The sequence below is a fragment of the Lentzea sp. NPDC051838 genome (assembly GCF_040681245.1).
In the GTDB taxonomy this organism is placed as follows: Bacteria; Actinomycetota; Actinomycetes; order Mycobacteriales; family Pseudonocardiaceae; genus Lentzea.
Window position 1 is genome coordinate 195676 of sequence record NZ_JBFAYI010000011.1, and the last position, 12137, is coordinate 207812.

General features: G+C 68.0%; 10 protein-coding genes. 7 read left to right on the forward strand and 3 right to left on the reverse strand.

Annotated elements, in window-relative coordinates; all coding sequences use genetic code 11:
• The first annotated feature begins 92 nt into the window (after positions 1–92).
• From AB0M24_RS24535 to AB0M24_RS24555, 5 genes are all read left to right on the forward strand, one after another.
• Entirely contained in the window at positions 93–1190 is a 1098-nt protein-coding gene (locus AB0M24_RS24535) for an LLM class flavin-dependent oxidoreductase (protein ID WP_363772087.1), read from the forward strand.
• Positions 1187–1654, forward strand: coding sequence for a GNAT family N-acetyltransferase (locus tag AB0M24_RS24540; protein ID WP_363772090.1), 468 nt, complete (start codon positions 1187–1189; stop codon positions 1652–1654). Before AB0M24_RS24535 ends, AB0M24_RS24540 begins: the two co-directional genes overlap by 4 nt.
• 245 nt (positions 1655–1899) lie before the next feature.
• Positions 1900–3933, forward strand: coding sequence for an EAL domain-containing protein (locus AB0M24_RS24545; protein WP_363772093.1), 2034 nt, complete (start codon positions 1900–1902; stop codon positions 3931–3933).
• Positions 3934–4000: 67 nt separating this feature from the next.
• Positions 4001–4834 (forward strand): trypsin-like peptidase domain-containing protein, encoded by an 834-nt coding sequence (locus tag AB0M24_RS24550; RefSeq protein ID WP_363772096.1) that lies wholly within the window; start codon positions 4001–4003, stop codon positions 4832–4834.
• A 40-nt stretch (positions 4835–4874) separates the two neighbouring features.
• Positions 4875–6224 (forward strand): M20/M25/M40 family metallo-hydrolase, encoded by a 1350-nt coding sequence (locus tag AB0M24_RS24555; RefSeq protein ID WP_363772099.1) that lies wholly within the window; start codon positions 4875–4877, stop codon positions 6222–6224.
• Between the two features lie 36 nt (positions 6225–6260).
• Here the strand turns inward: AB0M24_RS24555 and AB0M24_RS24560 are convergent, their stop codons facing one another.
• Positions 6261–7493 carry a cyclopropane-fatty-acyl-phospholipid synthase family protein gene (locus AB0M24_RS24560; protein WP_363772102.1) on the reverse strand — a complete coding sequence of 411 codons (1233 nt, stop codon included), beginning with the start codon at positions 7491–7493 and terminating at the stop codon, positions 6261–6263.
• The gene (locus AB0M24_RS24565) at positions 7494–8744 is read right to left on the reverse strand and encodes an FAD-binding oxidoreductase (RefSeq protein WP_363772159.1); all 1251 of its coding nucleotides are present in this window, start codon (positions 8742–8744) and stop codon (positions 7494–7496) included.
• A 229-nt stretch (positions 8745–8973) separates the two neighbouring features.
• Between AB0M24_RS24565 and AB0M24_RS24570 the strand changes: the two genes are divergently transcribed.
• Together AB0M24_RS24570 and AB0M24_RS24575 are read left to right on the forward strand one after the other, a co-directional pair.
• Complete coding sequence (locus AB0M24_RS24570; protein ID WP_363772105.1) at positions 8974–9423, forward strand: hypothetical protein; 450 nt, start codon at positions 8974–8976, stop codon at positions 9421–9423.
• A 20-nt stretch (positions 9424–9443) separates the two neighbouring features.
• Positions 9444–10973 (forward strand): acyl-CoA dehydrogenase family protein, encoded by a 1530-nt coding sequence (locus tag AB0M24_RS24575; RefSeq protein ID WP_363772108.1) that lies wholly within the window; start codon positions 9444–9446, stop codon positions 10971–10973.
• 7 nt (positions 10974–10980) lie between these two features.
• On the opposite strand, the gene AB0M24_RS24580 is transcribed toward AB0M24_RS24575, so the two are convergent.
• Positions 10981–12132, reverse strand: a complete 1152-nt coding sequence (locus AB0M24_RS24580) for an acyl-CoA dehydrogenase family protein (protein ID WP_363772111.1) — start codon at positions 12130–12132, stop codon at positions 10981–10983.
• Positions 12133–12137 lie beyond the last annotated feature (5 nt).

The window sequence follows — 12137 nt, forward strand, 5'->3', positions numbered from 1 at the left end:
ACCGTTGCGACGAGCGCGCGGCCAGGTGTGCACTCGAAGAGCGTCTCCCTCAACGCAAGCCGGAAATCACCACCAACTCTGGGGATCAGGCCATGCCAGTCGAGTTTCTCGGGATCGCCGCCACGAACAACGGGTCGGAGACGACGCCGCGTTCGGGTGGGGCGTTCGACAAGGACTACACGATCAGGCTCGCTCGGGCGCACGAGGAGCACGGGTGGGACCGCGTGCTGTTCGCGTACGGGTCGGGCGCGCCGGAACCCGCGTCAGCGGCGGCCTATCTCGCGTCGAAGCTCGACAAGCTGCAGATCCTGCTGGCGCACCGGCCGAACGTCTCGTACCCGACGTTCGCCGCCAAGACGTTCGCCACGCTGGACCAGATCAGCGACGGCCGGCTCACGGTGCACTTCATCACCGGCGGCACCGACCACGAGCAGCAGCGCGAGGGCGACTACCTGACGAAGGACCAGCGCTACAGCCGCACCCGCGAGTACATCCAGATCGTCAAGAAGGCGTGGATCAGCCGCGAGGCGTTCGACCACGACGGCGAGCACTACCAGTTCGCGGACTTCGTGAGCGACGTTTTCCCTGTCCAGCAACCACGTCCGGGTGTGTCGTTCGGCGGATCCTCCCCTGCCGCGTACGCCGCAGGTGGTGCGGAAGCGGACATCTTCTGCCTGTGGGGAGAGCCTTTGGCCGAAACCGCTCAGCAGATCGAGTCGGTGAAGCAGGCGGCGAAGGAAGCGGGACGCAAGGACGTGCCGCGGATCCAGGTCGCGTTCCGGCCGATCATCGCGCCGACCGAGGAACTGGCGTGGGAGAAGGCGTATCGCACGGTCGAGCGGATCGAGGCGCGGAAAGCGAACGGGCCGTTGAGCCGACGGCATTCGCTGACCAATCCGGAGAACACCGGCTCGCAACGACTTCTGGCCGTCGCGGAACGCGGTGAACGATTCGACCGTGCATTGTGGACGCCCACCGCGAAAGCGACCGGCGGTGCGGGCAACTCCAACGCGCTGGTCGGCACGCCGGAGACCGTCGCGCAGGCGTTGCTGGACTACTACGACCTCGGCGTGGACATCCTGTCCGCGCGCGGATACGACCTGCTGGACGACGCGATCGACTTCGGCCGGTACGTGATTCCGCTGGTGCGCGAAGAGGTCGCGAAGCGGGACCGGGCCAAGGCCGCATGACCACTCTCGAAGTGCGCCGCGTCCGGCAGTCGGATCCGGACGCGGCGCGGCTCGTCGCCGAGCTGACGTACGAGTACACGTCTCGCTACGGCCCGCGAGGCGCCGAGGAGATGCAACGACCGGCGGACGTCTTCGAACCGCCGCACGGACAGTTCCTGCTGCTCGTAGAAGCCGGGGAGGCCGTCGCGGGCGGCGCGTTCAAGCGGTACGACGAGGAGACGGCCGAGCTGAAGCGGATCTGGACGCACTCACAACACCGGCGGAAAGGCCTGGCACGACGGGTCGTCGAGGAGTTGGAGAAGGAGGCGCGGGCGTTCGGCTACCGCCAGGTCTACCTCACCACCGGGCCGAGGCAGCCCGAGGCGAAAGCGCTGTACCTCGCGACCGGCTACACGCCGTTGTTCGACGTCGACGCGGACCCACTCTCAATAGGTCCGCTCGCCTTCAGGAAGGCCATTGATTAGTTCAAACGAGTGAATTCGTGGCCGATCGACCCATTCCCGACCGGGTTTCGGGGTTCGGTTGGACAGGCCAGTCGTGATCAGTAAGCTGTTTCGTTGGACCCACACCCGGTGGTGGTACCGCGCGGGGCTGTCACCCGTTCGACCGAATCTGGCGGAAGTGGGTTGCGAGGCGTATCGATTGGCGTCCGACGATCGATCAGCAGATCACACCGGTCCCCACGAATGGCCACCAGAGCTGAATGAACATGGTCGACAGCCGAGAGCGCGCCGTCCACTGGGCGGCAGCGATCTCTCCCACTCTCCTCGCGGGCCTCACCCGCGAGAAACTCGAGGAACTGCTCGGCGGCTACGTCGATCAGTTGCTCGGTGGTGGGGTCGACGAGGCCCGGCGGATCGGCCGCTCGATGGTGGAGCACGACTTCATCTCCTCGACCACGCTGGAGCAGTCGCTCACGTACCTCGGTGAGCAGGGGCTGGTCACGCCGACGCAGGTGGCCGCGCTCGCCGCCGGGTACGCGGAGGGGCTGCGCGACCGCACGCTCGACCAGCAGGAGATCAGCCGCACCGCCGCGATCAACACGATGCGCAGGGCGGAAAGCGCCGTCCGGGCGAGCGAGGCGAAGTTCCGGGCGATCTTCCAGAGCTCGGCGTTCCCGATCGTGGTGTGCGACCTCGAGGGCAAGATCATCGACGTCAACGAGGCGTTGCTGACGATGCTCGACCACAAGCGCGAGGACATGCGCAAGATGCTCGGCCGCGAGCTCGTGCACCCCGACGACCGCGACTCGCTGCGGGAGATCGGTCAGACGCTGGTCGAGACCGAGCTCGACCACATCAGGGTCGAGAAGCGGATGATCCGCAGCGACGGCGAGACGATCCAGACGCACATGGCGATCTCGCTGGTGCACGAGGACGACGACGCGCCGCCGTACTTCGTGACGATGATCGAGAACATGAACGAGATGCGGGCTCTGCAGACGCAGCTCGTGCGGCAGAGTCTCAACGACATGCAGACCGGCCTGCCGAACCGCGCCCAGTTCCTCGGCTGGCTGGAGGGCGCGGTCGGCACCAAGGGTCCGGAGGCGCTGGCGCTGGTGCAGGTCGACATCGACGGGTTCCGAGGGGTGAACGACGCGTTCGGCCACGAAACCGGCAACCGGGTGCTGATGCAGGTCGCCACACACCTGCGCGCGGTGTTCACCGAGGAGGTCGGCAAGGTCGCGCGCATCGGCGAGGACGAGTTCGGCGTGCTGATCAAGGACCCGCACGACGTGCTGGGCGTGATCGCGCTGGTCGAGGAGTTCACCGCGCGACTGGAGGAGCCGATCTGGATCGGCGGGCACGGGGTGGGCGTGACGACGTCCGTCGGCATCGTGGTGCGGGCGGCTCGGGGCGGCGACGCGGTGGACCTGCTGCGCGCGGCCGACGTCACCGTGGGCTGGGCGAAGCGCGACGGCAAGGCGCAGTGGGCGCTGTACGACCGCGATCGCGATGTGCGAGACAAGGAGAGATACGCGCTGGCCGCGTCGATCCCCGGTGCGCTGGAGGAGGGTCAGTTCCGGGTCGACTACCTGCCGGTCTACTCGCTCGCCGACGGTTCGGTGCTCGCGCTCGAAGCGAAGATCGTCTGGAACCACCCGGAACGCGGGGTGCTGTGCCCGGACATGTTCATGAACCAGTCCTCCGCCAACGGCATGATCGTGCGGCTCGTGCACTGGGCTCTTTCCGAAGCGTGCGCGCAGGCCGCGTCCTGGTACTCGGTACTGGGGTCTTCGATGCCGGTTCTCTCGATCGACCTGCCGCCGCGGTTGTGCCAGGAGCCCGAGCTCGTCGCCGAGGTCTCGCGCGTGCTGGACCGGACGGGGTTGCCGGCCACGCTCCTGCGCTTCGAGCTGAACGAGCACCTGCCGGCGTTGCTGAACGACGAGCAGATGGAAGAGCTGACGATCCTGGCCGAGCGAGGTGTCGGCCTGGTGCTGGACCAGATGAACGGCGGCAACGTCGGGGTCGACCGGTTGCGGCTGCTGCCGTTGAGCGGCGTGAAGTTCACCGGAACCGTGGTGCACGGCCTGGATTCCGGTGCGAACCGCGTGGACGAGAGCGCGTCGGTCGCACTGCTGCAGTGGGCGTCGATCTTGCGACTGCCGTTGTACGCCGAGGATGTGCGCACTGATGCCGAGGCCGCGCGGCTTGCCGCGTTGGGCGTGACGGGTGGACAGGGCTCGCATTTCGGGCCGCCGTTGCTGGCCTCAGACGTCTCTTCGCTTCTTCTCAGTTAGTTCTTATTAGAGTTTGCACGGGTTTGCGCACAGGTTGCTCACATGATGGCGGTCCATCGTTGTTGGCATGACCGAGCAGAGCTTCCCCGCGATGAGCGGGTCACTGGTGGAACCGCAGCCCGCCGTTACCCCGGCGCCGAAGTTCTGGCGCCGCACGGCCCCGATGCTCACCGCGGCGGCACTCGTCGCGGGGCTCTTCGGAGGTGTGACCGGCGCGGTCATCGCGTCACCCGACACTCCTTCGACCTCTTCTTCCGTGTCGGCGCAGACGATCTCGAACACGTCCACAACGGACTGGTCGGCGGTCGCGTCCACCGTGCTGCCCTCGGTGGTGCAGGTGAACGTCGGCAACGGCCTCGGCTCCGGCGTGATCCTCTCGTCGGACGGCAAGATCCTCACCAACAACCACGTCGTCGCCTCCGCCGGCGGCCAGGTGACCGTGACGCTGAACGACGGCCGCACCGTGCAGGCCAAGGTCGTCTCCACGGACCCGACCTCCGACCTGGCCGTGCTGCAGGCTTCCGGCGTGTCCGGCCTGACGCCGATCAAGTGGGCGAACTCGGACAACGTCAAGGTCGGCGACGCGGTGATGGCGATCGGCTCGCCGTCGGGCCTGCAGGGCACCGTGACCACCGGCATCGTCTCCGCGCTGGACCGCAAGGTGACCGTGCCCGGTGAGACGCGCCGCTCGCAACCCGTTACGTACCAGGCGATCCAGACCGACGCGTCGATCAACCCCGGCAACTCCGGTGGCGCGCTGGTGAACGCCGCGGGTGAGCTCATCGGCATCAACTCGGCGATCTACTCGCCGGCGTCGAGCAGCGGTGAGGCCGGCAGTGTCGGCATCGGGTTCGCGATCCCGTCGAACCAGGCCAAGCAGATCGTGGACCAGCTCAGCTAGCCCCTTGTGCGGGCGTGCGCTTCAGGTCTAGACCGAAGTGATGCCCAGTCGACGACAGTTCATGACCGCGGCGGCTCTGAGCCCCGCGGTCACGGCCGTTATCCCTGCCAACGCGTCCTCTCCGTCTGCTTGGCCCACCGGCCCCGGCCGTCCCACGACTCCCCAGCAACCCGACCGCGAGCTGCGGCGAGTTCTGGGTGAGATCGACCAGCGGCGGATCGAGGCGACCGTGCGCAAGCTGGTCTCGTTCGGCACCCGCCACACCCTGTCCAGCCAGACCGACCCCGTGCGCGGCATCGGGGCCGCGCGGGACTGGATCTTCCGCGAACTTGGCTCATACCCCGGCAAGCTGTCCGTCTCGTTGCAGTCGTTCGTGCAGCCGCCGACCCCGCCGCGCGTCCCGGTTGCCACGACCATCACCAACGTCCTGGCCACTTTGCGCGGTTCCAAGGACCCGTCCCGCATCTACGTGGTCTCAGGCCACTACGACTCCCGAGCTTCCGATCCGAACGACGCGGTGAGCGACGCACCGGGCGCCGACGACGACGCGTCCGGGGTCGCGGCGGTCATGGAGATCGCGCGGGTCCTGGCCACACGCGAGGTGGACGCGACGATCATCTTCGCCGCGGTGGCCGGTGAGGAGCAGGGCCTGTTCGGCGCGGCGCACCTGGCGTCGACGCTGACCGGCGTGCAGGGCATGTTCACCAACGACATCGTCGGCGCCGACCCTGCTTCGGTTGGCGTGGTCCGGTTGTTCGCGGAAGGCGTGCCCACCTCGGAAACCCCGGAGCAGGCGGCGATCCGGCGCTCGGTCGGCGGCGAGAACGACTCGCCGTCGCGGCAGCTGGCCCGGTTCGTCTCCGACCTCGCGGGCACCGGCCTGACCGTGGAGGTGATCTACCGGCGCGACCGCTACCTGCGCGGCGGCGACCACATCCCGTTCCTGGAGAAGGGCTTCCCGGCGGCGCGGTTCACCGAGCCGCACGAGGACTACGCGCACCAGCACCAGAACGTCCGCGTCGAGAACGGCGTGCAGTACGGCGACCTGCCCGAGTTCTGCGACTTCGGCTACGTGCAACGGGTCGCGCGCGTGAACGCCGCCGTGATGTGGTCCCTCGCGACCGCTCCGGGCACGCCGCGCAACGTCCGCATCCGCACCAACCGGCTCACGAACGAGACGGACCTGGTGTGGGACGTGGATCCCGCCGCTGCCGGGTACGAGGTGGTGTGGCGGCCCACCGAGGCGGCGGACTGGACGCACCGGATCCCGCTCGGGCCGGTCGGCGCGCACACCGTGAACCTGTCGAAGGACAACGTGTTCTTCGGGGTGCGGGCGATCGGGGTGAACGGGCGGCGCAGCCCGGTGGCGTTCCCCGTGCCGGCACCGTGAGTGCGAGGCGGGCGGCGACGAGCCGCCCGCCCTCCGTCAGGACAGCCAGGTCGGACGCAACGGCATGTGCGACTCCGTCCCGTCCAGCTTCACCCCGAGCACCTGGTGCAGCTGGATGTTGTTGCGGTCGAACCCGAGCCGCGACGCCGCGAGGTACAGCCGCCACACCCGAGCCCGCGCCTCCCCTACCTCCTCGACAGCCTCTTCCCAGTGCGAATCCAAATTCCGGCCCCACGCCGCGAGCGTCAGCGCGTAGTGCTCGCGGATGTTCTCCTCGTGCCGCACCTCGAACCCGACGTCGTGCATCTGCGACACGATGTGGCCGGGCCCGACGAGCTCGCCGTCCGGGAACACGTACCGGTTGATGAACGGCCCGGACAGGGCGCGTTCCTTGTTGTTGGGGCGGGTGATGCAGTGGTTGAGCAACCGGCCGCCGGGCTTCAGCTTGCGGTACAACGACTTGAAGTACGCGGGCAGCTGCGCCTTGCCGATGTGCTCGGTCAGGCCGATGGACGACACCGCGTCGAACCCGGTCTCGCGCACGTCGCGGTAGTCGAGGTGGCGCACCTCGGCCAGGTCCGACAACCCCGCCTCGACGATCGCCTTCTGCGCCCACTCGGCCTGGTTGCGAGACAACGTGACGCCGATCGCGCGCACCCCGTACTCGCGGGCCGCGTGCATGACCATGCCGCCCCAGCCGCAGCCGACGTCCAGCAGTCTCATGCCGGAGCGCAGGCCCAGCTTGCGCGCCACCAGGTCGTGCTTCTCGAACTGGGCTTCCTCCAAAGTGGACTCGGCGGAAGGGTAGACAGCGCAGGTGTAGGCCATCGAGGGGCCGAGGATCCACTCGTAGAACTGGTTCGAGACGTCGTAGTGGTGCGCGATGGCCTGCGAGTCGCGCGCCTTCGAGTGGCGCAGGCCGTGCAGGCGGGCCTCCTGGGGTGGAGGACTCACCTTGTGCGACAACCGGATCCGGCCCAGGAAGCGCAGCAGCTCCAGCCGCTGGAACACCGGGAGGTGCCGCAACGAGAAGTCGGAGAGCTGCGAGAGACCGGCGTGCACGTCGCCGAGGATCTCCAGCTGACCCGTCACGTAGGCACGGGCCAGGCCGAGCTCACCGGGCGCGGAAGCCAGGTAGGACAAGGCTTCCGGTGTTTTGATGTCGATGGACACCGGCGCTGACGAAGGGCCGGCGGAACTGCCGTCGTAGGCCTGGAAGCGAACGTCGCCGCCACCCGTGATGCGCTGGAAAATGGAGGCCAACCGCATTCATCGTCCCCTGACACACTTGGCGTACAGATCAGGCAGGCGGTTCGTCTGGTCGTACCGGCTCTTCACGGACCGGTAGTGCGAACCGTTGTAGTGCCGCCAGAACTCGTCCTCCTCGTAGTAGGAGTCCGAGTACAGCGACTTGTGGCCACCCAGCCGCGCCACCTCGCGCTCGATCAGCCGGTTGCGGTCACCCATCTTCTCGCCCGGCCGCACCGGGACCTCCGACCAGAACCCGACGTTGACGTACAACGTGTCGGCGTCCATCGGGTACAGCGGCCAGCCCGTGGTGTCGCGCAGGCGAACCGGGCACAGCCACACCGGCGAGATGCCGATCTCGCGGTCGAAGAAGTCGAGGAAGTCCGGCAGCGCTCCCACCGGGATCTCCACGTCCTGGATCACCGGCTCGACGTCGACCCGCGGCCTCAACTGCCGGTGCTTGGCCACGAGCTTGCGGTACACGTCCGAACGCAGGTAGCGCTTGGGCCACATGCGACGGACGACCGGGTTCTGCGCGCCGAACGCCCTCGAGCACCAGAACCAGTCGGTGTCCCAGCGCCACAGGTAGTCGTGGATCGTGAGGTGGTCCGTGCGGCGTTTCTGGATGGACCGGTAGTAGATCTGGTTGCCGGTGTAGTCGGACGTGTACGGCGCGATGTCGGCGTAGTGCCCCAACGTCAGGTACATCTCGCCACGCGAGAACACCGTGCCGTCGACGAAGTCCGCCGAACCGTCCGAACACACTTCCTCGATGACAGCGGCACATTCGGCGAAAGAGCCGAACGGCACGTGTCGCAACCGGACGTACTGGCGCACCGGTTCCAGCTCGATCTCCAGCCGCAGCGCGTAACCCAAGGTCCCGTAGGAGTTGGGGAACGCGCGGAACAGGTCGTCGTCCGGCTTGGCGACCACGACTTCGCCGTCACCGGTGAGGATCTCCAGCTCCCGCACGGACTCGTGCGGCAGCCCGTTGCGGAAGGACGTGGACTCGATGCCGAGTCCCGCCACCGCGCCGCCGATCGTGATGGTCTTGAGCTGCGGAACGACCAGCGGCATCAGGCCGTGGCGCAGCGTCGCGGCGACGAGGTTCTCGTAGGTGGTCATGCCCTGCACCTGCGCAGTGCGTCCGACCGGGTCCACCGCCAGCACCCGGTCGAACCTGCCGACGTCCAACCCGCCCGACTGCTCGGCGCGGAACCGGAACAGGTTCGACGTCTTCTTCGCGAGCCGCACCGGCGCACCTTCGCGCATCGCGGCGTACTGCGCGGTCAACGCAGCAACGGCCGTGCTGTGCCCATGGTCACTCACCAGAACGACGTTATTCCTCGTCAGCGCCGTTGGCACGCCCAAAAGCCCGAATGGGCCAGCGATCTTCCCCGCCGCCACGCGCCGTGCCCGGGGCGTTTCGACCGTTGCGGGCGATTCACCCGCAGGTACCGGGACGGGAACCGGTTCCAGGCGATGAGGCACGATCGCGGGCATGACAGACGTGCGCCAAGCAGCCGTGACGGCGTTGATCGACCTGGCCCGCAGCCCGCGCTGGCACGACCGGGCCGACGCGGGCCACGGCCTGGCGTCCTTCACCGACGTGCCGGCCGCACGGGCGGTGTTGCTGGAACTCGTGCTCGACGCCGGGGACACCTACGTGACGCGGGAGACGGCGGCGGCGCTGTTCCGCAAGGGCGACACCGGGGCGCTGGCCGTGGTCAGCGCGGCGACCGCGACCGCCGCGGACGCCGAGCAGCTCGACCACGTCTACGACGCGTTGTGCGAGGTGCTCGGGGTGTACGAGCGCGACCGGGACGCCGCGGTGGCGACCTGCCGGACGCTGGCGGACGACCCGGACGAGCACGTGCGTTCGGGTGCGGAGGCGCTGGTCGCGGCGATGCTGGCGGTCGAGCCCGCGTTGAGGTCTGCCGAAAGTTACTGATGAGTAGTAGCGTGCGAGGCATGGCTACGCACGAGGTGACCAACCAGGTTCCGCCGCTGAGCGGTCACGACGTCGCGGACGACCCTGCGCTGCTCGGCTGGGTCGACGACGCCGAACTGCACTCGCTGGGCAGGCTCGCGGGCAGCGAGGAGTGGCAGGAGCGCGGACGCCTCGCGAACACGTATCCGCCGGTCCTGCGCACGCACGACCGGTACGGGAACCGGATCGACGAGGTCGAGTTCCACCCTGCGTGGCACGAACTGATGAACGTGGCTGTTTCGCACGGATTGCACGCGTATGTCGACGGTGGCCATCTGGAGCGCGCCGCGAGGTTCTACGTGTGGTCCCAGGTGGAGGCGGGCCACGGCTGTCCGATTTCGATGACGTACGCGGCGGTGCCCGCTTTGCGCGTCGAGCCGGAACTGGCCGAGGTCTACGAACCTCTTCTCACCATGCGGGACTACGACTTCGGCCTCAAGGCGCCGCTCACCAAGCGCGGCCTGATCGCCGGCATGTCCATGACCGAGAAGCAGGGCGGGTCGGACGTCCGCGCGAACACCACCGTCGCACGGCCGGTCGACGACGGATACGTGTTGACCGGGCACAAGTGGTTCACGTCGGCACCGATGTCGGACGTGTTTCTGACTTTGGCGCAGGCACCGGGCGGGCTCACGTGCTTCCTCGTGCCGCGGGTGCTGCCGGACGGGACGCGCAACCGGTTCTTCCTGCAGCGGCTCAAGGACAAGCTGGGCAACAAGTCCAACGCGTCCGCCGAGATCGAGTACGACGAGGCGTTCGCGCACCGGGTCGGCGAAGAAGGCCGTGGCGTGCGGACGATCATCGAGATGGTCAACATGACCAGGCTCGACTGCGTTCTGGGGAGTGCGGCGGGCATGCGAGCCGGTCTCAGGCAGGCGGCGCACCACGCGGCGCACCGCAAGGCGTTCGGGAAGTACCTGATCGACCAGCCCGCGATGCGGAACGTGCTGGCGGACCTGGCTGTCGAGTCCGAGGCGGCCACGACGACGGCGATGTGGCTGGCACAGCACCGGCCGCGGCTCGGGCTCGCGGTCACCAAGTACTGGGTGTGCAAGCGCGGGCCGGTGCACGCGGCCGAGGCGTTGGAGTGCCTGGGCGGCAACGGTTACATCGAGGACAGCGGGATGCCCCGGCTGTTCCGCGAGTCGCCCTTGATGTCGATCTGGGAGGGCTCCGGCAACGTCGCCGCGCTGGACGTGCTGCGGGCGATGCACAAGGAACCGCAGACCGTGCAGGAGTTCTACGAGACCGTCAGCGGAGTCGACCCGCGGATCGACAAGGCGATCAACGAGCTCGCTTTGTCCGATGTGGACGAGTCGCAGGCACGCCGGATCGTCGAGCGGATGGCGCTGATCCTGCAGGGTGCCTTGCTGGTCAAGCACGGACACCCTGCAGTGGCAGACGCGTTCTTGGGCTCACGACTCGGTGGGGATTGGGGAGTTGCTTTTGGCACGCTCCCCAAAACCACCGACTTCGCTTCGATCATCGATCGAGCGGTGCCCAAGCTGTAGAGAAGGACTACAGCCCGAGCTCGCGGGCGATCAGCATCTTCTGCACCTCGGAGGTGCCCTCGCCGATCTCCAGGATCTTGGCGTCCCGGTAGAAGCGGCCGACCGGGTACTCGTTCATGAAGCCGTAGCCGCCGAAGATCTGCGTGGCGTCGCGGGCGTTGTCCATCGCAGCCTCGGACGACACGAGCTTCGCGATCGCCGCCTGCTTCTTGAACGGCTCACCGCGCAGCATCCGGGACGCGGCCTCGTAGTAGGCCAGGCGAGCGGTGTGCACGCGGGCCTCCATCTCGGCGATCTTGAACTGGATCGCCTGGTACGTCCCGATCTTCGCACCGAACGTCTCACGCTCGTGCGCGTACCGGACCGACTCGTCGACGCAGCCCTGCGCGAGACCGACCGACAGAGCGGCGATGGCGACACGGCCCTCGTCCAGCGTGCGGAGGAACTGGGCGAAGCCGCGGCCGCGCGTGCCGAGCAGGTTCGCGGCGGGCACCCGGCAGTCCTGGAAGGACAGTTCGCGGGTGTCGGAGGCGTTCCAGCCGACCTTGGAGTACTTCTTCGACACCGTGAAGCCCGGCGTGCCGGACGGGACGATGATCGACGAGATCTCCTTGCGGCCGTCGGGCAGCGTGCCCGTGACAGCGGCGACCGTCACCAGGCCGGTGATGTCCGTGCCGGAGTTCGTGATGAACGCCTTGGTGCCGTTGATGACCCACTCGTCGCCCTCAAGGCGCGCGGTCGTCGCGAGCGCACCCGCGTCCGAACCGCTGCCCGGCTCGGTCAGGCCGAACGCGCCGAGCTTCTCGCCGGACGTCAACGAAGGCAGCCACTCAGCCTTCTGCTCGTCCGTGCCGAAGCGGTAGATCGGCATGGCGCCCAACGAGGTCGCGGCCTCCACCGTGATCGCGACGGACGAGTCGACGCGCGCGAGCTCCTCCAGCGTCAGGCAGAGCGCGAAGTAGTCGCCGCCCATGCCGCCGTGCTCCTCGGGGAACGGCAGGCCGAGCAGGCCCATCTGCCCCATCTTCGCGACGATCGGGTAGGGGAACTCGCACCGCTCGTAGTAGTCGCCGATGACCGGCGCGACCTCGTCGCGGGCGAACTCCTCGACAGTCTTGCGCAGGTCCTCGTACTCGCTCGGGAGCCTGAAGTCCAACATCGGTG

Bases quoted from the DNA above. Each gene is read 5' to 3' on its own strand.
- AB0M24_RS24535 (WP_363772087.1), top strand. From the start codon at position 93: ATGCCAGTCGAGTTTCTCGGGATCGCCGCCACGAACAACGGGTCGGAG.
- AB0M24_RS24570 (WP_363772105.1), top strand. From the start codon at position 8,974: ATGACAGACGTGCGCCAAGCAGCCGTGACGGCGTTGATCGACCTGGCC.
- AB0M24_RS24545 (WP_363772093.1), top strand. From the start codon at position 1,900: ATGGTCGACAGCCGAGAGCGCGCCGTCCACTGGGCGGCAGCGATCTCT.
- AB0M24_RS24555 (WP_363772099.1), top strand. From the start codon at position 4,875: ATGCCCAGTCGACGACAGTTCATGACCGCGGCGGCTCTGAGCCCCGCG.
- AB0M24_RS24565 (WP_363772159.1), bottom strand. From the start codon at position 8,744: ATGCGCGAAGGTGCGCCGGTGCGGCTCGCGAAGAAGACGTCGAACCTG.
- AB0M24_RS24550 (WP_363772096.1), top strand. From the start codon at position 4,001: ATGACCGAGCAGAGCTTCCCCGCGATGAGCGGGTCACTGGTGGAACCG.
- AB0M24_RS24540 (WP_363772090.1), top strand. From the start codon at position 1,187: ATGACCACTCTCGAAGTGCGCCGCGTCCGGCAGTCGGATCCGGACGCG.
- AB0M24_RS24560 (WP_363772102.1), bottom strand. From the start codon at position 7,493: ATGCGGTTGGCCTCCATTTTCCAGCGCATCACGGGTGGCGGCGACGTT.
- AB0M24_RS24575 (WP_363772108.1), top strand. From the start codon at position 9,444: ATGGCTACGCACGAGGTGACCAACCAGGTTCCGCCGCTGAGCGGTCAC.
- AB0M24_RS24580 (WP_363772111.1), bottom strand. From the start codon at position 12,132: ATGTTGGACTTCAGGCTCCCGAGCGAGTACGAGGACCTGCGCAAGACT.